Source organism: Bordetella sp. 2513F2, from assembly GCF_054642735.1.
The window spans coordinates 1072466-1095276 of the sequence record NZ_CM137755.1; the positions used below are offsets into that span (position 1 = coordinate 1072466).

Below are 22811 nucleotides of genomic sequence, written 5' to 3' on the forward strand. Positions count from 1 at the left end.
CTCAACGACGCCGTAGTTACTCGGCCTTGATCGCGGCGCGCGTGATCAGGTCTGCATTCTGTTCGAGTTCGGTCGAGATCCTTTTCTTGAATGCATCGACGCTCATGGGGTCGGGGCGGCCTTGCGCCCACAGGCGCTTCTGCACCTCGGGATCCTTGATGACCGCGTTGATCTCTTTGTTGAGCAATGCCACGACTTCAGGCGGAGTGCCGCCCGGCGCAAAGATGCCCACCCAGAAGCCGACGTCGAATCCGGGGTAGCCGAGTTCCGCCACGGAGGGAACCTCGGGAATGTCCTGCCAGCGTTGCGCCGTTGAAACCGCCAGCGCCTTGAGCTTTCCCGACTTGACGAGCGGCAGGCCCGACAGCGTGTCGAAACCGAAGTCGATTTCCTTGCTCATGAGTGCCGCTTCCATCGGGGCGGCGCCACGGTAGGGCACGTGCGTCATCTTGACATCGGACATGGTGGCCAGCTGGGCTGCTGCCAAGTGCATCAGGTTGCCATTGCCGGCGGAACCGTAGGTCAGCGCGTCGGGATTCTGGCGTGCGTAGTCCACCAGCGACTTCAAGTCTCCGATGTTGCGCATGCGAGGATTCTCGGGATTGACCAGCAGCACGAAGGGCACGGAAATCACGGGCGTTACCGGCGCCAGGTCCTTCAGGGGATCCATCTTCGCGTCTTTGAAGAGCAATGGATTCACCGTGATCGAACTGGAGTTGCTGACCAGCAGCGTGTAGCCGTCCGGTTTGGCCTGGGTAACGGTGCGCACGGCGATGAGGCCATTGGCGCCGGTTTTGTTCTCTACGACGAAGGCCTGCTTCAGGCGCCTGGACAGCGCCTCGCCGATGATGCGCCCCGTCGTGTCGATGGTGCTGCCGGGGGTGAAACCCACGACGAGCTTGACCGGTGCGTCTGACGGATATCCCGCCGCCTGCGTTGCCGAGCAAGCGGCCGCGAGTGCCATGGCAACGAGCGTTCTGCCCCATTTGAACGACATGATGTCTCCTTTGTCTGGTTGTTTTCGTCGCCGAAGAAGTCTCACGCCGTCCCGCTGCGTCGACTGTGAAAAATCGGCAAGCCTCGATTCTTCGTATGGAAACGCTGCGTTGAAATATTGAATTTCCCAGGTTTCCACCGTAGAATCCGCTACAACATAAAACGGAACAGACGTTCCGTCAAGTAGAACGACTACCAAGATGAACGATCCCAGGAGACAATGAATGGACCGCATGAAAGGCCGTATTGCCGCTTGTATTTCTCTGGCACTGATCACGGGCGCTGCCGCAATCGCCGGCCCTGCGGCGGCCGCATGGCCAGACAGGCCGCTGACGCTGGTGGTGCCCTACTCGCCAGGAGGCAGCACGGATACCACCGCCCGCCTGGTTGCAGAGCAGATGAGCGTGATCCTCAAGCAGAGCGTCGTTGTCGAGAACCGGCCCGGCGCTGGCGGCAACCTCGCGGCGACCCACGTCTCGCGGGCCGAGGCCGACGGCAACACGATGTTGATGACGTCCACCGCTCACCTGTCCAATCGTGCGCTCTACAAGTCTCTCCCCTATGACATCGTCAAGGACTTCGCGCCTGTTTCACAGATCTCGCTGCTGCCTGCCGTGCTGGTCGTGAGCGAGAAGTCTCCGATCCAGGATCTCGCTTCATTTGTGGAGCGGGCAAAAGGAGCTTCCACGCCCTTGACCTACGGTTCTGCTGGCGTAGGCACGATTCAGCATCTGGCCGGGTCGCTTTTCGCCAGCAAGGCGGGCCTCGAGATGACCCACGTTCCCTATAAAGGGGGATCCCCGGCACTGACGGATCTGATCGGCGGCCAGATCGACGCGGTCTTTGCGCCGGAAGTGGAGGTGCTCGGACACATCCGTGAGAAGCGATTGAGGGCATTGGCGGTAAGCACGCCCCAGCGTTCTGCCGCACTACCCGGCGTGCCGGCCGCCAACGAAGTGGTGCGCGGCTTCGATATTTCGTTCTGGAACGGCCTGTTGGTGCCGGCTGCAACGCCTGCCGACCGGGTGAAGACGCTCAGTGATGCGGTGATTCAGGCCCTGAAGACACCGAAGGTGAAGGATGCGCTGGAAGCCCAGGGGTCCACGCCTACCGGCAATACACCCGAACAGTTCAAGGAGCTGATCGGCACCGAGATTCCGCGCTGGGCGGAGATCGTCAGAATATCCGGGGCGGAGCCTCAGTAAATCCATCGGAGGGCACCATGACAGCATTGAATGCAGTTCCCAATACCCGGTTCCCGGATGCCGAATGGCAGGCCCGGGTGAACCTCGCCGCCTGCTATCGGCTGGTTGACCACTACGATATGTGTGACATGATCTACAACCACATATCGCTGCGGGTGCCGGGGGAGGAGAACGCCTTCCTCATCAATCCTTTCGGGCTTATGTACGCCGAGATCACTGCTTCGTCTTTGATCAAGATCGACATCGAGGGCAACATCCTCTACAACCCTTGGGAGGAGTACGGGGTCAATAAGGCGGGCTATGTGATTCACAGCGCCATCCATGCCGCGCACCACCACATCGACTGTGTGATCCACACCCACACCCCCGACGGCATGGCGGTGTCGGCATTGAAGTGCGGCCTGCTGCCGTTGACCCAGACTGCGATGCGCTTCTCGAAGGTGGCCTATCACGATTACGAAGGCGTCGTGGTCGATGACAACGAGCGCGAAAGCCTCGTCCGCGACCTGGGCGACAGCGAGGTGATGATCCTGCGCAACCATGGTCTCCTGGCAGTCGGCGCAACCGTGCAGCAGGCATTCAACAATATCTACCGGATAGAGCGCGCCTGCCGCACGCAGATCAAGGCAATGTGCTGCAACAGCGAGCTGCTGATTCCGCCGCAAAGCGTCATCGACCGGACCAACGACCAGCTGCGCGTCCAGCCCAGTGCCGATGCCCCGGGTAAGCAGAAGCCCTACGGCGTGCTCGAATGGCCTGCCATGCTCCGCATGCTCGATCGCAAGGACCCTTCCTACAAGACATGACGACGCTACTTACATCCCGGCTTGTACGCGAGCGTTATGGCCACTTGCTGGGCGGTGACGGCGCCGCCGTGCAGTGGATCGTCTACGATCCGGATGCCGGGGCTTCGATACCGGATTCGGCCCTGGAGCGGGTCGAAGCCGCCTATCTGTCTACAGACATACTGGGTACCTCCAGCAAGACCGATCTCACCCTGCCCATGCGGGAATTCTGTGACCTGCTGCGCAGGGCGCGGAATCTGAAGTGGGTTCAGGTTCCGTCCTCCGGATTGGATCGTCCCATCCACAAGGAACTCGCCGCGAAAGGCGTACGCCTGACGAACACGGCCGGGCTGGCCGCGGAGACGGTGGCGCTCACTGCGTTGACCGGCCTGCTTGCCCTGTCGCGACGCATGTTGCTCTGGATCGAAGGGCAGCGGGACCGCACCTGGAATCCCCTGCGCCTGGACGAGCGCGAGCCCGTCGAACTGCGTGGCCAGCGCGTGCTCATCGTGGGCACCGGCAGCATCGGCCGCGAACTGGCAAGGCTGTGCCAGGCGGTCGGACTGGTCACGCATGGCCTGCGTCGCAGTGTGTCCGGGCCGATGCCGCATTTCGACGAGGTGGGGCCGATCTCGGGCCTGGACGACGCCCTTCCGCGTGCCGACTGGATCGTGCTCGCTTGCCCGCTCACCGACGACACGAAGCACTTGCTGAACAAGCGCCGCTTCGATCTGTTCAAGCCTGGGGCGCAGCTGATCAACGTTGCGCGCGGCGAGGTGGTGGCGGAGCAGGATCTCATTGAAGCGTTGCGCGATGGCCGCGTGGCGGGCGCCTATCTCGATGTGGTCGAGAAGGAACCGCTGGATCCGTCGTCTCCGCTGTGGGATATGAAGAACGTGCTGATCTCCCCTCATTCCGCCGGCGACAGCACAGGACGGCATGGTCGCATTGCCGAGCTGTTCTTTGATAACCTGAGGCGCCTGCGTGAGGGCGAACCGCTGGTCAACGAGGCCAGGCCCACCTGACGCCGGATGATCGGCGGCGGGCGGGGCGCGTGTCAGCGCCCGGAGGGCCAGCGGCCGCCCAGCGCCCGGGTGGCCTGCCGGGCGGCATCGCGCGCAAGTTTCGACATTTTCTTGATCGCCGCGGGCGTGTAGCGTTCCTTGGGCCCGGATAGCGAGATGACGCCGCACATGACGTTGTCGGGGCCGTAGACCGGGCTGGCGACTGCTGCGCAATCGGGGTCACGCTCGCCCATGGAGGTTTCCACCTCGGGTATGGCCTCGGCTTCTTCGCCCCGGATGGCGCGGCTCAGCAATTTCCCGGCTGCGCCGCGCGCCAGCGGCAGCAGGTCTCCGGGGCGGATGCGGTCGAGTGTGGAATGATGCGAGTCCACGCGCAGCAGGCAGACTCGTGACGTGGCGTCATGGTAGACGTGAAAGGAGGCGCTCTCGGAGCCGGCTTCGACGACTTCCTGCAACAGGGGCAGGATGACGTCGGTGAGGCCATATGCCTTCTCGTAGGCGCGTCCCAGGCGATAGGCATAGGGCCCCAGGCTATACCGACCATCTACCTGGCGCATCACCAGTGCCGCGCGCTCGAGCGAGGCGATCAAGCGCAGCAATGTGCTTTTGTAGAAACCCGTGGCACGCGCGAGATCGGCGAGCCCGATGGGCTCTCCATGCTGGGCCACGGCCTCGACAATGGCCAGCGCACGCTCAACCGCTGCTACACCTTCGGTGGTTTCGGAAGAAGGGGGTCGACTCATTCACGTCTGCAGAATTACTGGGATGACCCGGATTTTACGCTGTCGACCAGCCGGCTGATAACCGGAAAATACCGGGTGCTCAGCCCGGCCTCGACGGCGCGCGCAAACCAGGTCTCGACGCTGCGTGCGCCCAGGGCCTCCACGCCCGTCTGGTCGGCCAGCGACAAGGCGTAGCGGAGGTCTTTGCGTGCATAGTCCACCGGGAAGGCCTTTTCGGGAAACTCGCCCGGCAGGATCGCCTTGAGGCCGTGATTACGCAGTGCGAAGCTGTCGGACGAGCCCAGCGTGAGGGTTTCAAGCAGCACCTTGGGGTCTACGCCTGCGCGGCGGGCGATGGCTCGCGCCTCGGACAGGGCCATCACGGTTTCGAACAGCACCATATTATTCATGATTTTCAGGACCTGGCCACTGCCTATGGGGCCGCACAGGGTGATCTCGCTGGCAAAGGTGGCAATGAGGGGGCGTACCCGCTCGAATGTCTCAGGCTCGCTGCCCACCATTACCGACAGCGTGCCGGCTTCGGCAGCGGCACGGGTGCGGGCGACCGGCGCGTCCATGAAAATCGTGCCCTTGGCGGCGAAGGCCTGCGCCAGGTTGCGGGTCACGTCCACGGGGGAGGTGCTGAGATCGATGATGATCTGGCCCGCGCGGGCGTGGGCCAGCAGGCCGTCGGCCTGCTCGGCGAGGCGCTGCACGACCTCGCCGGAGGGCAGCGACAGGAACACGACGTCGCTGCTTTTCATCACGGCAGCGATGTCTGCTGCCGTCTGTACGCCATGGGACGCGAGTCGGCGCAGGGGTTCGGGATCGGTATCCAGGCCCCAGACAGGCAGCTTCGTTTTCTGTGCCAGATTGCGGCATATGGGTTCCCCCATGACGCCCAGGCCGATGAATCCCAGAGTATTGAATGCATTCATTGATGTTCTCCCTGATGCGTTACATGCCGAAGTAAATGCCCTTGCTCTGCTGGTACAGGCGTATGCCCGACAGGCCTTTTTCACGCCCGATGCCGCTCTGCTTGAACCCGCCAAAAGGTGTGGAAATGGAAAGCTGCTTGTAGGTGTTGATCCAGACGCTGCCGGCCTCCAGGCGCCGCGCCACGCGCCACGCACGGCGGTAGTCGGCAGTCCAGATGCCCGAGGCCAGGCCATAGGCGCTGTCGTTGGCCTGGTCGATGAGGTCTTCCTCGTCGTCGAACTCCAGGGCGCACAGCACCGGCCCGAAAATTTCCTCGCGCACCACCAGCGCGTCGCGGTCCAGGCGGCCGAGGATGGTGGGCAGGTAGAAGGCGCCCTGATCCAGGCCCCGCGGGCGCTCGGCTCCCAACAACGCCTCGGCGCCGCTGCTCAAGGCCTCGGCTACCATGCCCTCGATCTTGTCGCGGTGAGCAAACGATGCAATGGGACCCATCTGGGCACCTTGGGCATCGGGCATGTCGACCTTGATGCGGCCGGCGCGGGCCACCAGCTTCTCCAGGAATTCCCGGGCGATGCCGCGCTGCACGTACAGCCGGGAACCCGCCACGCACGATTGGCCGCTACCTTCGAAGATTCCGCCGACCACGCCTTCGATGGCGGCATCCATATCGGCATCGGCAAACACAATGTGCGGCGACTTGCCGCCAAGTTCCAGCGCTACCGGCATGAGCTTGTCGCCAGCGGCGCGCGCAATGGTCCGGCCGCTGGCCGTGCCGCCCGTGAACGACACCATGCGGACGCCGGGATGCTCGACCAGGCGCTTTCCCACGGTGGCGCCCAGGCCCGTCAGTACGCTGAGTATGCCCGGCGGCAGGCCCGCTTCGAGCGCGATTTTTCCCAGCAGTAGAGCAGGCGACGACGTGACCTCCGATGGCTTGAGCAGGACGGCGTTTCCGGCTGCCAGCGCGGGCGCAACTTTTTGCGCCTCCATGGTCATGGGCGAGTTCCAGGGAGTGATGGCTGCGATGACGCCATACGGCTCGTACTGCGTCATGGACAGATAGTTGCCCCGCGGTGGCGTGACCTCGGCGGTGATGGTCTCGCACACGGCAGCGTAATAGCGGAAGGTTGCTGCCGCGCTGCCTACCTGGGCCTTGCATTCGGCCCAGACCTTGCCGTTCTCGATCATCTGCAGGCGGGCGAATTCTTCGGCGTTCCTGTCGATGCCGTCGGCGATGCGGCGCAGGATCGCGGCACGCTGATGCGGCAGCATGTCGCGCCACGCCGGCTGTCGAACTGCGAGCCAGGCCGCGTCGACGGCTTCATCGACCTGCGCGGAGGAAGCCGCCCCGATGCCGAAATTGCGTTGGCCCGTGGCGGGATTGATCGACTCAAATTCGCCGTCTGCAGCGGGCACCCATTCGCCACCTATCAGCAGGGATTTGGTTTCAGAGGGGGTAGGCATTCTCTTGCTCCTCGTGCTGGCCTGTTGCACCCGTTCAGGCTTGACAGCATGTCTCGTTTGAAGTTAAAAAACAGAACATATGTTCTGTTAGAAAGAACATGTCAAATATACCACTATGGCCGTGAATGGCAAGAGGAGACGGAGAATGAGAATGCAATGGCATGCGCTGCTGGGAGCGGCCACCCTGGCTTTATGCGCCGTGGCGCAGGCAGCGGACTACCCGACAAGGGCCGTCAGCATGGTGGTGCCTTATCCTGCGGGCGGCGCCACGGACATCGTGGCCCGCGCCGTAGCCGAGAAGCTCGGCGCAGCCTGGAACCAGAGCGTGGTGGTCGAGAACCGCGGGGGCGCCGGTACCACCATCGCGGCCAGCTATGTGGCGCGATCGCCTGGAGACGGCTATACCCTTTACATGACGACGTCAGCCCATACCATCAGTGGCCATCTGTACAAGTCGCTCAGCTACGATCCGGTAAAAGACCTGTCGCCCATCACACTGGTGACCAAGGTGCCGCTGGTGCTGGTCATCAACCCCGAGATCCCGGCCACGGATCTCGAGGGGTTCCTGGGCTATCTCAAAGAGCAGGACGGCAAGGTGAATTTCGCTTCTCCTGGCACGGGTACGGCTCAGCACTTGAGCGGCGAGTTGTTCAAGATCGCAACCAAGAGCAGCATCACCCACGTGCCTTATCGCGGCGATGCGCCGGCGTTCACCGATCTGGCCGGGGGTCAGGTGCAGATGATGCTGGCTACGATCAGTTCGGCCTTGCCGTTGATAAAGTCGGGCAAGTTGCGTGCCATCGCCGTGGCCAACGACCAGCGCGTCAAGGCCCTGGCCGACGTCCCCACCTTTGGCGAGCAGGGCATGCCCGGCTTTGAGGCGGGTACTTGGTTCGGCCTGCTGGCGCCTTCGTCCATCGCGCCGGAGCTGGTGCAGCGCATCTACCAGGATGCCGCGAAGGTGGTAGATACCCCGGAGATGCGCCAGCGTATCGAGGACATGGGCGGCGCTGTCGTCAACAGCACGCCGGCCGAGTTTGCGAGCTTCATGGCCAGCGAGCAGGAAAAGTGGGGCGAGGCGGCCAAGGCTGCGGGGATCGAGCCCCAATGACGGGGGCAGGGGCGGGGTGGCGGCGCCGTTCGTGGCGATGCCACCCGGGGCTCCTGCCTATGCCTTGGCGGCCGAGCCCATTTCGGGAGCGGGATGGCGCCCGACCACGCGGTAGATTACCGGGTAGTAGTTGGCGCCGTAGCCTGCGGCCTCGGCTTTTTCTAGCGTATCGGCCGTGGCGCGTGAAAGCGTGCTCGGTCCGTCCACGTGTTCGGCCAGGGTGATGGCCAGATTCAGGTCTTTCAACGCATAGCTGGTGGGGAACATCTTCTCGGGGAAGTCGTCCCTGGCCAGGTAGTTGTCTCCGGTCAGCTTGAGGGCGAAGGAGTTGGCCGACCCCAAAGACAGCGCACGTGACAGCAGATCCTTGGCCACGCCGGCTTTTTCGGCGATGGCGAAGGCTTCGGCCAGGGCATGAACGGTGTTGAGCAGCACCTTGTTGTTCATGATCTTCACGACCTGGCCGCTCCCCACTCCGCCGCAAAGCAATACGTCGGTACCCATGCACCGGAGGTAGGGTTCCAGCAGGGCGAAGTCACCGGCGCTGGCGCCAACCGTGATCAGCAGTGTCCCGTTATTGGCGGCCTCGCGACTCCGCGCGACAGGGGCGTCCACCAGGGTGATCCCTGCCGCCTGGAGTTTTTCCGCCAAGGCCCGGGTGCGGCCTACGTCGCTGGTGCTCATGTCGACGATGAATTTCAGCGCGTCCGCGTTGCTGACCAGGCCTTGGTGTCCCAGGCAGACGTCTTCCACTTGCGCGATGGACGGCAGCGACAGGAACACGATTTCGCATTGGCGGGCAATCTCGGACAGATTGCTGGCGCTTACGCCGAAAGACGCTACCGCTTCGAGATTGGGCTGAGATACGTCTGCAGCCCGAACCAGGCATCCGGACTTGAGGGCAAGATTCTTGCACAGCCCCCCGCCCATGACCCCCACGCCCACAAAACCCAATGTGGTGCTCATGCCAGACCTCCTTGACGTACACACTTGGTCCGCAGGAATTCGCGCATGCCTTCCGTGCCGCCCTCCGACCCGAGGCCGCTGTCCTTGTAGCCGCCGAATGGGGTCTCGGGCAGCGAGGCCTGCAGTTCATTCACGCACACCACGCCGCTCTCGATTTCGTCGGCGAAACGATGGGCCAGCCGCATGTCCTGCGTGAATGCATAAGCGGCCAGGCCAAAGGGCAGGCGGTTGGCCTCGCGCAAGGCTTCATCGGCATCCCGGACCGGCATCATCAGCGCGATGGGGCCGAAGGGTTCGATATGGCAGGCGTCTGCCGCGAGATCCCTGACCCCGAGTGCCGTGGGTTCGTAGTAGTAGCCCGGGGCGTCGATACGGCGCCCGCCACACAGCACCTCGGCGCCTTTGGCCTTGGCATCCTGCACCAGAGCCTCGATGGCTGCCAGGCGGCGGGCGTTCTTCAGCGGGCCCACCTGCGTGGCAGGATCGAAAGGGTCGCCCACTTTGAGCGCCCGGGCTGCCTGCGCGAATTTCCGGCTGAACTCGGCATATATGCTCTCGTGCACCAGGAAGCGCGTGGGCGAGGTGCAGACCTGGCCGGCATTGCGGTATTTGGTGGCCACGCACGACGCTGCCACCCTGTCCAGGTCTACGTCGTGCCAGACCACGACCGGCGCATGTCCGCCCAGTTCGAGCGTGGCGCGTTTCATGTGGGCAGCCGCCTTGGCGGCCAGTTCCTTGCCCACCGCCGTGCCCCCTGTGAAGGTGATCATCGCCACCTCCGGCGCAGTGCAGAGCATGTCGGCGATCCCGGCAGGATGGCCGAACACCATATTGAGTACTCCTGCCGGCACGCCGGCGCGCTGTGCCGCCTGGGCCAGGATGAGCGCCACACCCGCGGTTTCTTCCGAGGGTTTGATGACGATGGTGCAGCCGGCCGCGAGCGCGGCGCTGATTTTGCGCGAAGGCGTGATGGCCGGCGCATTCCAGCCGGAAAAGGCCCCGACGACTCCCATGGGTTCGAGCTGGGCGACCTGCACGATGCCGCGCGTACGCGCCGGGATGACGCGTCCGTACAGGCGGCGCGCCTCTTCGGCGGCCCATTCGAACATCTCGGCGGCAACGTCCACTTCCTTCTGCGCTTCGGCGTACGGCTTGCCGAGCTCCAGGGTGATCTGGCGGGCCAGCGCATCGCGTCCGGCGCGGATCTCGTCTGCCGTCTTGCGCAGGATGACCGAGCGCTGGACGGCGCCGGTCTGTTTCCATGCCGGCAGGGCGTTGCTGGCGCTGGTAACGGCGCGGCGTACATCGTCGGCCGAGGCGTGCTTGTAGCACCCCAGTGCTTCGGCGCTGGAAGGGGACATCACTTCGAAGATGGCTTCGCCGGTGCCGTCTGCGAAGGCTCCGTCTATGAATTGGGTGTAATGCATGGCGGTTCCGTGTCGGTCTTACTGGATCTCGATGCTGGTCCGGTCGATGACCTTGTCCCAGTGCGCGGTCTGTTCCGCGATGTAGTACCTGAAGTATTGCGGCGTACCGTTGAACGGGTACTGCTCCATTGAAGCCAGCCTGGCGACGACGTCGGGGTCTTTCATGGCCTCGTTGACCGCTGCATTGAGCTTCGCCACGATGTTCTCGGGCATGCCGGCAGGCCCCATCAGTCCGTTCCATGGTTCAGCGGCATAGCCCGGGATGCGGGACTCCCCGATGGTGAGCAGGCCTGGAGCGCCGCGGCCAGGAACGGCGCTGGCCGAGGCCAGGAGCCTGAACGCTCCCGTCTTGACATGCGGCAGGGCGGCTGCGCCCGCGATAAAGGCAAAATCCAATCGGCCGGCAACAAGGTCGCTGATGGCTGCCGAGTCGCCCTTGTAAGGGACGTGCGTGGCATTGATCCGGGTTTCGGCCTTGAACCACTCTCCGGCCAGGTGGTTCACCGCCCCCGTGCCTGCCGAACCATAGTTCAGTTCGGCGCCAGGCTTTCTGCCGTACTCGACCAGTTCGTCGTAGGTCTTGAAGGGGGAGTTGCCTGGCACCACCAGGAAGTACGGATAGTTGGCAACAAGCGCGATGGGCGTGAAGTCCTTGATGGGGTCATAGCCGGCGTCGTTCCGGATATTGGGCACGATGGACAGCGTGCTGCTGCTACCCAGCATCAACGTATAGCCGTCGGGCGCAGCCTTTTTCACGATATTGGCGGCCAGGGCGCCGCTGGCGCCGGCCTTGTTGTCGATGATGAAGGACTGGCCCAGCTTGTTGCTCAGCTTGTCGGCCAGGATGCGCGCTACGACGTCGGTAGGGCCTCCTGCGGAGAAGCCGAGCACGATCGTCACGGTCTTGTCCGGATAGGAGGATTCCTGTGCCAGGCCGCTGCCAGCCATGGACAGGCCTGCGATGCTGCCCAGCAGGGTCTTGATCAATGTGCGTCTGGTTCTTCTCATGGATGTCTCTCTCCTCGGTGGGGTATATGGCTCAAAGGCGGATTTTCTCGAGTGCGTTCGTTTCCGCCCAGAAGTCCGTGAGGCAGGAGGTGTCCTGGCCCGCCTTGCCCGCATTGAGGGCCATGCGGAAGATATTGCGCGTGATGTCGCACACGGGCAGTGACACGTTGCCCTGCTGGGCTGCCGTGGCGGCCAGGCTGATGTCCTTGAACCCCAGCGCGATATCGAAGCCAGGCGTGAGATCGCCGGCCAGCACCTTGTTGGGCCACTTTTCCTTGAGCTGGCCGTTGCTGGCGGTCGTGCTGGTGATCACCTCGAAGGTCTTCTTCACATCCAGGCCGAGCGCCTTGGCCAGTACCAGCGCCTCGGAATTTATCTGGCAGTAGCACAGCACCATCATGTTGTTGACCAGCTTCGTGCGCGTGCCGCTGCCGGCCTCACCGCAGTAATGTACGGTCGTGCCCATCTTGTAGAGCACGGGTTCCACCGTGGCATGATGCTCGGGCGCAATACCCAGCATGAAAAGCGATTCGCCCCTGTCGGCGTGCGCGGCAAGACGGCCAACCGGCGCATCTCCAAACACGATCCCGCGCTCGCGGCATGCCGAGTGCACGGTATCCACCGTGGCCACATCGACGGTACTCATGTCGATATAGATGCCGCCGCTTTTGAGGGAGTCGGTTATGCCGCCTTTGCCCAATGCCACTTCGAGAACCTGTTTTGGGCCGGGCAGCATGGTGATGAGCAGATCGACCTGGCTGCAGACGTCGGCTATGCCTGACGCTGGCTGCCCTCCTGCCTGGGCAATCCGTGCAACCACGGCAGGATTGGTGTCGTAGACGACGACTTTCTCGCCCTTTCCAAGTAAAGACGAAGCGAGCGCGAAGCCCATGCGGCCCAAGCCGATGAAACCAATATTCATATCTACTCCTGATGTCACTTCTCGTACCTGAGGGTTTGGTCGTTCTTTCCTTCAAGGCGCAGCAGGCCGTCCACGGCCACTACGCCGCCGGCTTGTACGAACAAGGGATTGATCTCGGCCTCGGCCACGCGGCCGTCCTGCCACAGCGCCAAACGGGAGAATGCCGCGATGGCTTGCGCCAGGGCATCCATGTCCCCCTTGGGAAGGCCGCGGAAACCACGCACCAGCCGGGTCGCGCGCACTTCGTCGATCATGCTCAAGGCCTGCTCGCGGCTTACCGGCGCCAGGCGGATCGACACGTCGGGCGATAGCTCGGCAGCGACGCCGCCGGCACCCAGCACTACGATCGGGCCTACCAGCGCGTCGTGGCGATAGCCCAGTATCAGTTCCAGCAGCCTGCTCTCCATTTGCTGCACCAGCAGGCCATCGATGCGTGCCCCCGGCGCCCGCTGGCGCACGACATCGAACATTGCAGCGGCCTGATGGCGCAGGTCTGCGGCATCACGGATGCCCACGCGCACGCCGCCGCATTCGGTCTTGTGCGGGATGTCGCGCGAGGAGATCTTCAGCGCGACCGGGTAGCGCAGATCGGCCGGGGGTCGGACATCGGCGTCGGCGGGCAGCAACTGCATGGCAGCAGTGGGTACGCCCAGCGCCGCAAATACCCGGCCCGCCTCGTACTCCGTGAAGCTGCCTTCCTTTGGCAGGTCTTGGGGCCAGACGGGGGACGAAGCCTCGGCGACGGGTGGCGAAGGCAAGGGGCGCCTGAGAAACAGCGCCAGGGCCTCGGCGCATGATTCGGGGGTCCGGAAACCCGGGATTCCCGCATTCTGCAGGACCTGCAGCGACGCCATGGCGTCGGGCGCAAGAAAGGCCACCAGCGGTTTGTCGTCGGGTTTGGCGGCGCACTGCAGGGGCCTGACGACCAGCTCGGGATGGAACTGCGCCGACGAACCGGCCACGCTCAGTACGGCGTCGCACCAATCCGCCTGCAGGAGCTGCTCGAGCAGGTCCTGGTACTGGGCGCTGGTGGCGGCCAGGGTCAGGTCGATGATGGGCGCCGGGCGCAGCTTCAAGCCGCGTCCGGCCATGTGCGCGATGAAGGCATCGGGCGGCGTGGCGGCCACCACGCCCCTCAGGCCCAGGTTGTCGACCACGGTTGCCGCGCCGCCACCCGTGGTGGTGATCACGGCCACGCGCGGCGTGTGCGCCACGGGTTTGCAGCGGCCGTAGCGCTGTGCCAGCGGCACGATCTCGAACAGGGTTTCGAGCGACTCCACGCGCAGCACGCCGTGCGCCCTGAAAAAGGCGTCCACCGCGGCGTCGTTGCCTGCCATGGCGCCGGTGTGGGATTGCGCCAGAGCCTCGCCCTGGGCCGAGCGGCCCAGTTTATAGGCGATCACCGGTTTGCCTGCGGCATGGGCCCGGTTCAGCGCACCTGCCATCACAGGCCCGTCCCGCAGGGTTTCCAGGAACAACAGGATGACCTGGGTTTCCTCATCGTCCACCAGCGCATCCACGATCTCGCCGACCGAGACATCGCTTTCGTTGCCCACGGAGACCGATTTGGCGAAGCCGATGCCGCGGGCGGCGGCGCGCGATAGCAACGAACCCATCATCGACCCGCTCTGGGATACCATGCTGACGTGGCCGGCCACCAGCGTGTCGGATTCGAACACGGCATTCACCGACAGGATGCTGCCGGCATTGAGATTGGCCATGCCGATGCTGTTGGGGCCCAGCACGCGCAGGCCCAACGCGTGCGCCTTGCTGACCAGATCTTCCTGGCGCATGCGGCCCTCGGGGCCGGACTCGCCGAAGCCATCGCTATAGATGGTCACCACTTTTGCGCCCGCCCGGGCGCAGCCCTCGAGCTGTTCTACCACCCGGGAGCCTGGCACCATCACGAAAACGTGGTCTACGGGGCCGGGCAGCGCACCCATGTCGGGATACGCGGTTTCCCCCATGATCTCTGCGCGCGTCGCGTTGATCGGATAGATCCTGCCCTTGTAGCCGTGCTTGCGCATGAAGCGCAGGGGCCGGGCGGTGTTCTTGGCAACGTCGCCCGATGCGCCGATGAGGGCGATGTGCTGAGGGTCGAGCAGGGCTTGGCGGAAGGTCGCGGAATTCATCATGTCGTGGCGTAGGGAGTCTTACAGAGGCTGGTGCAGGCGTAGCGCACGTACATCCAGGGCATCGATGTTCCAGGCGCTTTCGCGCAGTTGCTGCGCGCGCGCAGCCCCCAGCACGGGCGTCACCAGCTCGTCGAATTTGCCGTTGAGTTCGGCGTCGCTGAGCGGAGCCTCGGGGTCGCCCTTGCGGTAGGGGGAATCGTGGCGCACGCTGGATCCGTCGCGCTTGATGATGGTCACGCGCGCAGCCCGCTGGCCCGGGAACGCAGCGGTCAATTCCGGATCGGCACGCAGCGTGACGCGATCCATCACGGCGCGCAGGGCCGGATCCATCAGGCGCTCTGCGCCGAAGGCGTCGAGACGCACCGACCCATACTTCAGTGCGTGGGCCAGCACGTAGCACAGGCTGAACTTCCCCTCGAAGGCCGTCCGGGGGTCGCGGTTGCCAGTCACGTCCAGCGCGGTCTGGTAGGTATCGACCTCGATCGCCTCGATCTCGTCCAGCGTCAGCCCATGGGCTGCGCGCAGTGCGAGCGCCGCATCGATGGCGGCGAAAGTATGGCCGCAGCAGCCATGGTTCTTCTGCGTGATGCGTTCGATGTTGTAGCGCTCTCCCAAGCCTTGAACGACGTTTGACCAGTCGGGTGATCCGGCGAGCGCCGCCCCAAAGCCCACCGGGCCGTCCAGCATGCCTGCCGCCCCGGTCAGGCCGTGCGCAGCGCCCAGGCCGGCGCGCACGCCTGCATTGGCGGCGTTGCCGGCATGCAGCGCCTTCGTCATCGCATCCGAGCGAAAAGCCTGCTGCAGGCCGGCGGCGAAGCTGGCCGCGGTGGCCAGCGCGTGGTACATGGCCTGCGCGTCGCCTGGCGCCGCCAGGGCCGTCGTGGCTGCCGCTGCGCCGAAGCTCCCCACGGTGCCGGTGGTATGGAAATAGCGGTAATGCGCGGGTTGTACGGCTGCGCCGATCCGGGTGGAAATCTCATAGCCCACCACGATGGCGCGCAGCAGGTCGGTGCCGCGCATGTCGCGCTCTTCGGCCACGGCCAGCGCTGCAGCAATGACGGGCGGGCCGGGGTGGTAGACGGCGTCGCGGAAAATGTCATCGAACTCCACAGCGTGCGACACGCTGCCATTGATCCAGGCGGCGGTAGGGCTGAAAGCCGTGGTGCCGCAGCCCGGCAGGCTGGAACGGCCGAAGCCCAGCTCCGCTGCATGCGCGGCCAGCAGTTGCGGGCATGGCGCCACGCGGGTCCCTGGGTACAGGGCGGCAAACCAGTCCACCAGTGCCCGCTTGGCGTGATGAATCACACTGGGGGGAAGCTCCCGCACGCTGTCGCGCGCGCCGTATTCGGCCAATTGTTCGAGAAGCATTGGCGTGTCTCCGTGGGGGTGTGCCGCCTTTTCCTGGGTCGGCTTGTATCGGCACTCAATCTAAAGGTCCGCTGGATGGCGAGGTTTGAAAAAAAAGAAAACCAGCGTTGAAGAATCGCCCGCTTCCTGCGTGCGTGCGGCTCCTACCATTCGATGCATAAAACGATTCTCACAAAGCCAAAGGAGACACGCGATGCAGGGATGTCATTTCGGCGCCTGGGTTGCCGGGCTGTGTCTGGGAATTGCGGGCGTGATCGGCGCCGCCGCCGGCGAGGCCGACAACTACCCCTCGCGGCCCATCACGTTGCTGGTGGGCTTTCCGGCGGGCGGTCCGTCGGATAACGCGGCACGCATACTTGCCAGCCGTCTTGAAAAGGAGCTAGGCCAGAGCGTGGTGGTGGAGAACCGGGGCGGCGCAAACGGAACCATTGCCGCCGGCGCACTCACCAAGGCTGCGCCCGACGGCTATACCTTGTTCCTGGTCACCAAGAGCCACGTCAACACCAAGTGGCTGTTTCCGAACCTGCCTTTCGACCCGGCCACCGACTTCCAGCCCGTGGCGCTGCTGCTCAATATGCCCAACATCATGGTGGTGGGGCCGTCGGTGAAGGAAAGCGACTACAGGAGTTTCTACGAGGCGGCCAAGGCCCGGCCCGGTGGTTTCACGGTGTTCTCCACCGGCAATGGATCCGATCCGCACCTGGCTGCGCTTGAATTCCAGGAACAATCGGGCCTGAGGTTCCTCCATGTTCCGTACAAGGGCGGCGCGCAGGGCATGGTCGACATGTTGAGCGGCCGCGTGGATCTGTCTTTCGCGACTGCCGGAACGGTGATGAGCTACATCAATGCCAAGGACGGCAAGGTGCGCGCCCTGGCAGTGGGTTCAGCGCAGCGCTATTCCCTGTTGCCCGACGTGCCGACTTTTGCCGAGCTGGGTTTCAAGGAATTCGCGCCTTCGGCCTGGTACGGCGTGATGGCGCCCGTGGGCACCCCGCGCGCCATCCTGGAAAAACTCAACAAGACCATCAATCACACCATGAATCAGCCTGATGGCGTGACCCAGCTGGCCGCCATGGGAGCGCTGCCGGTGAATGCGTCCATCGAGGACTTCGCCAGGTTGTATCAGCATGACATCCAGCACAACGGCGAGCTCATCAGGCGCCTGGGCGTGCAAGTGGATTGAGGCGGGGCATGTCAGGTCGGCTGGGTCAGGAAATGCAGCAGTTCGGAGGTTGCCGCACTGATGCTGTCGGTTTCGTGCACGGCCACGAAGAACTGCCGCACGGCCCAATCGTTCTTCAGGCGCAGCAGAACCAGGCCCATGCTGCTGAGGTAGTTGGCCGCGATCTGCTCGGGAACCATGCCGATGCCAAGACCTTCCCGGATCATGCGGCAGCGTGTTTCGAAGTTGGAGACCTGCAGCTTTACCGTAGGCGGGCGTGTCATCGTCTGGCCTGCATAGGCCAGAAACTGCTCCAGCGAGTGGCGGGGAAAGTAGCCCAGCAGGTCATAGTCGAGCGCTTCTTCCAAGTGGAGCTCCCCGCGCCCGCTCAGGGGATGGTTGATGGGTACCACGAGGCCTACGCGATCGGTTGCGAACGGAAACGACACGATGCCGGGCGCCGGATGATCGGCATGGTAAATGCCGATGTCGATGACGCCGTCGACCAGCATGCGAGGCACGTCGTAGCTGTGCGCCTCGATCAGGTCCACGCTGACATCGTCGCGCTGCGACAGGAAGCGGCTCATGCGGCTGGGCAGGAACTGCAGAATGGTCGACGGGTTTGCCGCCAGGCGCAGTTTCACCTGACCATCAGGGCCGTAGATCCGCATGGCCGATTCGGCCAGTTGTACCGAACGCAGAATGGCTTTGGCACGCTGGTAGAGCAAGGTGCCGGCAGGCGTGGGCGCCACGCCGCGGCCATGGCGTTCAAGCAGCGTGCGCTGCAGGTGCCGCTCGAGCTCGGCGATGCGCTTGCTGACCGCGGACGTGACCAAATTGGTGCGTTCGGCCGCCTTGGAAAGGCTTTTCTCCTCTACCGCCGCCACAAAGGCTTCAAGGGCGGGGACGTCCATTCCTTTCATTGTCTTGTTCTCGTACTGGGTGATCCAATATGGACTTTAATCTGAATCCCGACTATCAATCCTATGCCGATTCGGTCCGCCGCTTCGCACGGGATCATCTGGCGGAAGGGGCTCTCGCTCGCGCACATGCGGATGAATATCCCTGGGAAACGGCGCAGTTGTTGGCCGAGAACGGATTCCTGGGCATTGCGTTCCCGGAAGACGAGGGGGGGCAGGGGGGCACGCTGATGCACGCCGTGCTGGCCATCCAGGAGGTTGCCCTGGTGTGCCCGCGTAGCGCCGATATCGTCCAGGCTGGAAATTTTGGCCCCATCCGCACCTTCGTGGAATATGCGACGCCCGAGCAAAAAGCCCGCTTCCTGCCCGACCTGCTCGGTGGCCGCAAGCTGATCTCGTTGGGCATGACGGAACCCCAGGCCGGGTCGGCTGTCACGGAACTCGCCACCAGTGCCGTGATCGACGGCGACGAGGTCGTCGTGAACGGAACCAAGATATTCTCCACGCACAGTTCCGAGGCGGCCGTGTATCTGGTGTATGTGCGCTTCGGACCGGGCGTGGGCGGCATCGGCTCGGTATTGATAGAGCGCGGCACCCCGGGTTTTTCCGTGGGCCAACCCTCGCGGTTCCTGAACGGCGAGCACTGGTCGCAACTGTATTTCGACAACGTGCGTATCCCTGCGTCCAATGTCCTCCTCGGGCCCGGCGGCTTCAAGAAGCAGATCTCCGGCTTCAACGTGGAACGTCTCGGAAATGCCTCTCGTTCGCTGGCCGTCGGCCGCCATGCATTCAACCTGGCACGCGAACACGCACTGATCCGCAAGCAGTTCGGCCGCGAATTGTGCGAGTTCCAGGGGCTCCAGTGGAAGTTTGCCGAAATGTGGATGAAGCTTGAGCAGGCCCAGCTGCTTCTCTACAAGGCCGCTCTGGAAGGCGAACACGGTCTGCCCAGCGCACAGAGCACCGCCATGGCCAAGCTGGCCTGCAATGAGGCGGGCTTCTTCGCCGCCAACGAGTCGCTGCAGATCATGGGAGGAACGGGCTTCAGCGAGGAATCTCTGGTTGAATACTGCATGCGCCGCTGCCGCGGCTGGATGATCGCTGGCGGTTCCATCGAGATTCTCAAGAATCGCATCGCCGAGGGCGTGTTCGAGCGTACCTTCTCGCAACGTCCGCCCAAGGCGGTTTGATCCGGCGGCGTGCGGAAACCGCCCGCCACGCTGCCGGCGCCCGGGCGGGCGGACTAGTCGAGTTTCTCTATGCCTGCCGCAGCGATCACCTTGGACCAGTGCTGCTGCTGCGCGCGGATGTGCCGGCCGAAGTCGTCCCCCGAGCCGCGGAACGGATACTGGCCGTAGCTCAGCAGCTTCTTGCGGGTCTCCTCGCCGCTCAGTACTTCCTGTACCGCCGTATTGAGTTTCTGCACGACGGCGGCATCCATGCCGGCAGGGCCGATGATGCCGTTCCAGGGCCCGATGATGAAGTCTGCCTGATTGGTCGCCTCGATTACCGTAGGCACGTCAGGCAGGAATTCGGCGCGCTGGGCGGTGCCGATGCCGATGGCGCGCAACTTTCCCCCCTGCACCTGGGGCAGGGCCACCGCCGCGCTGATCAGGGCCATGTCGACGCCACCCGTCAGCATGCCGTTGATCATGGCGGAGTCGCCGCCGCTGTACGGCACGTGCAGCAAGGGAACGTTCATCTGCTTGGCGAACCATTCGCCCGCCAGGTGATTATCGGCGCCCATGCCGGCCGAGCCGAAGGTCATGGGCTCCTTGGCGGCCTGGCCGCGCTTGACCAGGTCGGGAATGGACTGGATATCCGATTTGGCGTCCACCACCATCACGTACGGATACTGCGCCACCGGCGAGACAATGGTGAAGTCCTTGAAGACGTCGTAGCTGATGGACTTGCGGTAGGCGGGTTCGATGGCGAGCGAGCCGCTGCTGGCCAGCAAGAGCGTATAGCCATCGGGCTTTGCTCGCTGTACGTACTGCAGCGCGATGAGGCCGTTTGCGCCGGGCCGGTTCTCGACCACCACGGCCTGTCCGAGTTTGTCGCCGAGTTGCTGCGCCATGTAGCGACCGACCACGTCGGTCGGTCCGCCGGCCCCGAATCCGATCACCAGCGTGATGGGCCGCGACGGATATTCGGCCGCGGCTGCGGTGTTGAGCAGTACGGATGCCGCCAGCGCGCCCAGCATTGCCAGGAAGCGGTTCTTTTTCATTGCCTGTCTCCTTGCCTTCGGTATCGTGCCTATCGGATGATGGATTCGAGCAGGGCTTCGTCCAGGCCCACACTCCGATAGTGGGACCGGCATTTCTCCACGCGGTCGAACACGTCGGTGAATCCCACCTGCCGGCCCTGTTCGTCGACGTAGATCAAGGCGCCGTTGACCAGGAACCAGGTCAGCATCTCGTCGTCTTCGTCCGACACCAGGGTGTGCGTTTCCCCCGGCGGCTCGAATACGTAGCTGCCCTCCGATGCCGTCCATTCGTGTTCCAGGTATCGCCAGGATCCCTTGAGCACATAGCCATGCACCGTGGAAGTGTGACGATGACAGCTCACCACGCCCTTGCGCCGCACGCGCAGCACGCTGGTCCAATAACCATGCGTGATGTTCAGAAGCAATGGCTTGAACCATACGTTGTCGTGGATCGGCACCCACATGCGATCGTCGCCTTCGAGCACGGGGCTCACGATCTCCTTGCGTATGCCGGCAGGCTGGAGTTCCCGCGGGAAGGGGCGTACAGCGGTCATGCTTGTCTCCTTTATCGGTGACTCGATGGGGGGGGCAGATCGGGGATGGGGTGGCCAGCGCTTCCAGCTTGCGCATGGCTTCGACGATGCCGGGCTGGGTGATGCCCTGCGCGCCGTTCTCCAGGTATGGCGCGGTGAGGGCAAGCCGGGCCACCTCGTGCAGGGCATCGTCCGGCAACTGCCGTACCCCGATGTCGGCCAGGCTGGCGGGCAGCCCTACGGCCCGTACCATGTCCAGCAATTCGTCGAACGCGTGGCGCTGGCGTTCGCATGCCAGCACCTGTACCAGGGCGCCGTAGGCCACGAGTTCTCCATGCAGGAAATCCTCGGTGCCCGGTATCACGGTCAGTCCGCGCAGCAGCCCATGGGCGAGGGACAGGCCGCCGCCTTCGAAAGCCAGCCCGGAATACAGCACGCAGGCTTCGACCAGGCGCTCGAAATGCGCGCCGGCCGTGCGTTGCTCGCATTCGCGCAGGCCTTCGACCGCATGCTCGCGTATCAGGGTGTAGCAGCGTTGAGCCAGGGTGTGGGACAGCTCCAGGCTGCCCATGCCGAAGGTGTTGGGCACGGCGAACGCCATCGCCTGCTCCACTTCGAAGCGCTTGGACAACGCATCCCCGATGCCTGCAGCCAGCAAGCGCCGCGGCGCCTCCGCCAGGATTGCCGTGTCTACCAGAACCAGATCGGGGTTGCGCGGCAGCACGCGGGAGTACTTCAAGGCATGGCCTTCGTAGACCGCAACGAGCCGGCTGGTCGGCGCATCGCTGGAGGCGGCGGAGGGCATCACCACCAAGGGTCGCGCCAGGTCGGCGGCTACCGCCTTGGCTGCGTCCAGCGTCTTTCCGCCGCCGAACCCGATCACGCAGTCGTTGCGGTGAACCCGGGCGCGCTCGGCCAGCGATGCGATGACCGCTTCGGTACACGCCCCCGGAAAGGAAATGGCATCGATGGCGAGGCCCGAAGCCCGGAAACGCGGCAAGTATCTGGCCAGCGCGCCGTCATGGATGAGCGTGGCCGAATCGGCGCGCAGGCATTCGCGCAGGATGGCTTGCAGGCTGTCGAGCGCGCCTGGGCCCTGTATGTAGCGGCACGGAAACCCCATGCCAGCCATGTCGGAATGAAAATGCACCAAAGTGCGTGTCCCCTAAAGACAGCGGATCCGTGCAGGCGATGTTGGAGGCGTTCATCGTGTCGGGATCCGTTCTTGATTGTTCTTTCAGACAGAATATCTGTTCTATATTGGTCATTCTTCCGTCTTTGGGGAGGCTTGTCAACGCCGGGGTCAGCCTGGAGCTGTCGGACGAGGCCTGTACGGGGGCAGGCGTGAGCGGAGTCTGGGCGAAGTGGGGAAGGATGCTCCGGGAGACCCGGGGCCGCAGTTGGCATTTGCAGCGCGGAAGCAGGAGTCGCCAGGCTGTGCCAGGACGGCATCCACCTGACACCGGACCAGGGCGGCGTCCGCAGTGAGCTGGTCCGAACCGCCCTGGAAAGAAAAAACCCCGCAAGTTGAACACTCACGGGGTCTTTGCATTGCCCTGGACCTGCCTGGACAAAAATCTGGCGGAGAGGGTGGGATTCGAACCCACGATACGCCTAAACGTATACCGGATTTCGAGTCCGGCGCATTCGACCACTCTGCCACCTCTCCGGTGGGCTCGATGTGCGGCAGCCAGTGCCGGCGCATCGCCGCTGGGTTCTTGCCTGGCATCCCGGTTTCGCAGCGGGCCGTGGTCAGGGCGCCGATGCGCAAGGCAAGCTTCGCTTTCAGGCCTGGCCTTGATCGCGTCGCTCCGGGCTGCGTTGTAAGCAGGATCCAGCAAAGCCCGCTATTCTACCCGAAATATTCTGGTTTTGGAAAGCCAATCGAAATGGCTGCCGGCGGTTGATTCGGACGAC

19 protein-coding genes, 1 tRNA gene and 1 pseudogene are annotated in these 22811 nt (G+C 63.9%); 6 read left to right on the forward strand and 15 right to left on the reverse strand.

Features of this window, described 5'->3' with window-relative positions; all coding sequences use genetic code 11:
- Positions 1-16: 16 nt before the first annotated feature.
- Complete coding sequence (locus tag ACYBYQ_RS05050) at positions 17-1135, reverse strand: Bug family tripartite tricarboxylate transporter substrate binding protein (protein ID WP_459617398.1); 1119 nt, start codon at positions 1133-1135, stop codon at positions 17-19.
- 85 nt (positions 1136-1220) lie between these two features.
- On the opposite strand from ACYBYQ_RS05050, the gene ACYBYQ_RS05055 reads away from it, so the two are divergent.
- The 3 genes from ACYBYQ_RS05055 to ACYBYQ_RS05065 are packed head-to-tail and all read left to right on the forward strand — an operon-like array spanning position 1221 to position 4011.
- Complete coding sequence (locus ACYBYQ_RS05055; protein ID WP_459617400.1) at positions 1221-2201, forward strand: Bug family tripartite tricarboxylate transporter substrate binding protein; 981 nt, start codon at positions 1221-1223, stop codon at positions 2199-2201.
- Between the two features lie 17 nt (positions 2202-2218).
- Positions 2219-3007, forward strand: coding sequence for a class II aldolase/adducin family protein (locus ACYBYQ_RS05060; protein ID WP_459617402.1), 789 nt, complete (start codon positions 2219-2221; stop codon positions 3005-3007).
- A complete protein-coding gene (locus ACYBYQ_RS05065) occupies positions 3004-4011 on the forward strand; it encodes a D-2-hydroxyacid dehydrogenase (RefSeq protein WP_459617404.1) in 1008 nt (335 codons plus the stop codon). The genes ACYBYQ_RS05060 and ACYBYQ_RS05065 overlap by 4 nt, the downstream gene beginning before the upstream one ends.
- A 32-nt stretch (positions 4012-4043) precedes the next feature.
- On the opposite strand, the gene ACYBYQ_RS05070 is transcribed toward ACYBYQ_RS05065, so the two are convergent.
- Genes ACYBYQ_RS05070 through ACYBYQ_RS05080 form a run of 3 tightly spaced genes read right to left on the reverse strand, consistent with a single transcriptional unit; the run spans position 4044 to position 7136 of the window.
- Positions 4044-4754, reverse strand: coding sequence for an IclR family transcriptional regulator (locus tag ACYBYQ_RS05070; protein ID WP_459617406.1), 711 nt, complete (start codon positions 4752-4754; stop codon positions 4044-4046).
- A 14-nt stretch (positions 4755-4768) separates the two neighbouring features.
- A complete protein-coding gene (locus ACYBYQ_RS05075; protein ID WP_459617408.1) occupies positions 4769-5671 on the reverse strand; it encodes an NAD(P)-dependent oxidoreductase in 903 nt (300 codons plus the stop codon).
- A gap of 19 nt (positions 5672-5690) precedes the next feature.
- On the reverse strand, positions 5691-7136 hold the full coding sequence (locus ACYBYQ_RS05080; protein WP_459617410.1) for an aldehyde dehydrogenase: 1446 nt from the start codon (positions 7134-7136) through the stop codon (positions 5691-5693).
- Between the two features lie 145 nt (positions 7137-7281).
- Here ACYBYQ_RS05080 and ACYBYQ_RS05085 point away from each other — a divergent pair, with 145 nt between their 5' ends.
- Positions 7282-8247, forward strand: coding sequence for a Bug family tripartite tricarboxylate transporter substrate binding protein (locus ACYBYQ_RS05085; RefSeq protein WP_459617412.1), 966 nt, complete (start codon positions 7282-7284; stop codon positions 8245-8247).
- Positions 8248-8304: 57 nt separating this feature from the next.
- Here the strand turns inward: ACYBYQ_RS05085 and ACYBYQ_RS05090 are convergent, their stop codons facing one another.
- The 6 genes from ACYBYQ_RS05090 to ACYBYQ_RS05115 are packed head-to-tail and all read right to left on the reverse strand — an operon-like array spanning position 8305 to position 16073.
- Positions 8305-9213, reverse strand: a complete 909-nt coding sequence (locus tag ACYBYQ_RS05090; RefSeq protein ID WP_459617414.1) for an NAD(P)-dependent oxidoreductase — start codon at positions 9211-9213, stop codon at positions 8305-8307.
- Complete coding sequence (locus ACYBYQ_RS05095) at positions 9210-10640, reverse strand: NAD-dependent succinate-semialdehyde dehydrogenase (protein ID WP_459617416.1); 1431 nt, start codon at positions 10638-10640, stop codon at positions 9210-9212. The genes ACYBYQ_RS05090 and ACYBYQ_RS05095 overlap by 4 nt, the downstream gene beginning before the upstream one ends.
- 18 nt (positions 10641-10658) lie before the next feature.
- Complete coding sequence (locus ACYBYQ_RS05100; RefSeq protein WP_459617418.1) at positions 10659-11648, reverse strand: Bug family tripartite tricarboxylate transporter substrate binding protein; 990 nt, start codon at positions 11646-11648, stop codon at positions 10659-10661.
- Between the two features lie 31 nt (positions 11649-11679).
- Positions 11680-12570, reverse strand: coding sequence for an NAD(P)-dependent oxidoreductase (locus ACYBYQ_RS05105; protein ID WP_459617420.1), 891 nt, complete (start codon positions 12568-12570; stop codon positions 11680-11682).
- Positions 12571-12584: 14 nt separating this feature from the next.
- Positions 12585-14705 (reverse strand): acetate--CoA ligase family protein, encoded by a 2121-nt coding sequence (locus ACYBYQ_RS05110; protein WP_459617422.1) that lies wholly within the window; start codon positions 14703-14705, stop codon positions 12585-12587.
- 18 nt (positions 14706-14723) lie between these two features.
- Positions 14724-16073, reverse strand: a complete 1350-nt coding sequence (locus ACYBYQ_RS05115; protein ID WP_459617424.1) for an MmgE/PrpD family protein — start codon at positions 16071-16073, stop codon at positions 14724-14726.
- 193 nt (positions 16074-16266) lie between these two features.
- On the opposite strand from ACYBYQ_RS05115, the gene ACYBYQ_RS05120 reads away from it, so the two are divergent.
- Positions 16267-17256, forward strand: coding sequence for a Bug family tripartite tricarboxylate transporter substrate binding protein (locus ACYBYQ_RS05120; protein WP_459617426.1), 990 nt, complete (start codon positions 16267-16269; stop codon positions 17254-17256).
- Positions 17257-17267: 11 nt separating this feature from the next.
- Here the strand turns inward: ACYBYQ_RS05120 and ACYBYQ_RS05125 are convergent, their stop codons facing one another.
- Positions 17268-18158, reverse strand: coding sequence for a LysR family transcriptional regulator (locus tag ACYBYQ_RS05125; RefSeq protein ID WP_459617428.1), 891 nt, complete (start codon positions 18156-18158; stop codon positions 17268-17270).
- A 29-nt stretch (positions 18159-18187) separates the two neighbouring features.
- Here ACYBYQ_RS05125 and ACYBYQ_RS05130 point away from each other — a divergent pair, with 29 nt between their 5' ends.
- On the forward strand, positions 18188-19345 hold the full coding sequence (locus ACYBYQ_RS05130; protein WP_459617430.1) for an acyl-CoA dehydrogenase family protein: 1158 nt from the start codon (positions 18188-18190) through the stop codon (positions 19343-19345).
- A 53-nt stretch (positions 19346-19398) separates the two neighbouring features.
- Here the strand turns inward: ACYBYQ_RS05130 and ACYBYQ_RS05135 are convergent, their stop codons facing one another.
- The 4 genes and pseudogenes from ACYBYQ_RS05135 to ACYBYQ_RS05150 form a co-directional block, all read right to left on the reverse strand.
- On the reverse strand, positions 19399-20382 hold the full coding sequence (locus ACYBYQ_RS05135; RefSeq protein WP_459618709.1) for a Bug family tripartite tricarboxylate transporter substrate binding protein: 984 nt from the start codon (positions 20380-20382) through the stop codon (positions 19399-19401).
- 29 nt (positions 20383-20411) lie between these two features.
- The gene (locus ACYBYQ_RS05140) at positions 20412-20915 is read right to left on the reverse strand and encodes a 2,4'-dihydroxyacetophenone dioxygenase family protein (RefSeq protein ID WP_459618710.1); all 504 of its coding nucleotides are present in this window, start codon (positions 20913-20915) and stop codon (positions 20412-20414) included.
- Between the two features lie 703 nt (positions 20916-21618).
- A pseudogene (locus ACYBYQ_RS05145) lies at positions 21619-22026 on the reverse strand (iron-containing alcohol dehydrogenase); the annotation flags it as partial.
- Positions 22027-22473: 447 nt separating this feature from the next.
- A tRNA-Ser gene (locus tag ACYBYQ_RS05150) sits at positions 22474-22563 on the reverse strand.
- Between the last annotated feature and the right edge of the window lie 248 nt (positions 22564-22811).

Coding starts and splice junctions, on each gene's coding strand:
- ACYBYQ_RS05115 (WP_459617424.1), bottom strand. CDS start 16,073: ATGCTTCTCGAACAATTGGCCGAATACGGCGCGCGCGACAGCGTGCGG.
- ACYBYQ_RS05095 (WP_459617416.1), bottom strand. CDS start 10,640: ATGCATTACACCCAATTCATAGACGGAGCCTTCGCAGACGGCACCGGC.
- ACYBYQ_RS05130 (WP_459617430.1), top strand. CDS start 18,188: ATGGACTTTAATCTGAATCCCGACTATCAATCCTATGCCGATTCGGTC.
- ACYBYQ_RS05110 (WP_459617422.1), bottom strand. CDS start 14,705: ATGATGAATTCCGCGACCTTCCGCCAAGCCCTGCTCGACCCTCAGCAC.
- ACYBYQ_RS05090 (WP_459617414.1), bottom strand. CDS start 9,213: ATGAGCACCACATTGGGTTTTGTGGGCGTGGGGGTCATGGGCGGGGGG.
- ACYBYQ_RS05055 (WP_459617400.1), top strand. CDS start 1,221: ATGGACCGCATGAAAGGCCGTATTGCCGCTTGTATTTCTCTGGCACTG.
- ACYBYQ_RS05080 (WP_459617410.1), bottom strand. CDS start 7,136: ATGCCTACCCCCTCTGAAACCAAATCCCTGCTGATAGGTGGCGAATGG.
- ACYBYQ_RS05085 (WP_459617412.1), top strand. CDS start 7,282: ATGAGAATGCAATGGCATGCGCTGCTGGGAGCGGCCACCCTGGCTTTA.
- ACYBYQ_RS05100 (WP_459617418.1), bottom strand. CDS start 11,648: ATGAGAAGAACCAGACGCACATTGATCAAGACCCTGCTGGGCAGCATC.
- ACYBYQ_RS05135 (WP_459618709.1), bottom strand. CDS start 20,382: ATGAAAAAGAACCGCTTCCTGGCAATGCTGGGCGCGCTGGCGGCATCC.
- ACYBYQ_RS05075 (WP_459617408.1), bottom strand. CDS start 5,671: ATGAATGCATTCAATACTCTGGGATTCATCGGCCTGGGCGTCATGGGG.
- ACYBYQ_RS05060 (WP_459617402.1), top strand. CDS start 2,219: ATGACAGCATTGAATGCAGTTCCCAATACCCGGTTCCCGGATGCCGAA.
- ACYBYQ_RS05105 (WP_459617420.1), bottom strand. CDS start 12,570: ATGAATATTGGTTTCATCGGCTTGGGCCGCATGGGCTTCGCGCTCGCT.
- ACYBYQ_RS05125 (WP_459617428.1), bottom strand. CDS start 18,158: ATGAAAGGAATGGACGTCCCCGCCCTTGAAGCCTTTGTGGCGGCGGTA.
- ACYBYQ_RS05070 (WP_459617406.1), bottom strand. CDS start 4,754: ATGAGTCGACCCCCTTCTTCCGAAACCACCGAAGGTGTAGCAGCGGTT.
- ACYBYQ_RS05065 (WP_459617404.1), top strand. CDS start 3,004: ATGACGACGCTACTTACATCCCGGCTTGTACGCGAGCGTTATGGCCAC.
- ACYBYQ_RS05120 (WP_459617426.1), top strand. CDS start 16,267: ATGCAGGGATGTCATTTCGGCGCCTGGGTTGCCGGGCTGTGTCTGGGA.
- ACYBYQ_RS05140 (WP_459618710.1), bottom strand. CDS start 20,915: ATGACCGCTGTACGCCCCTTCCCGCGGGAACTCCAGCCTGCCGGCATA.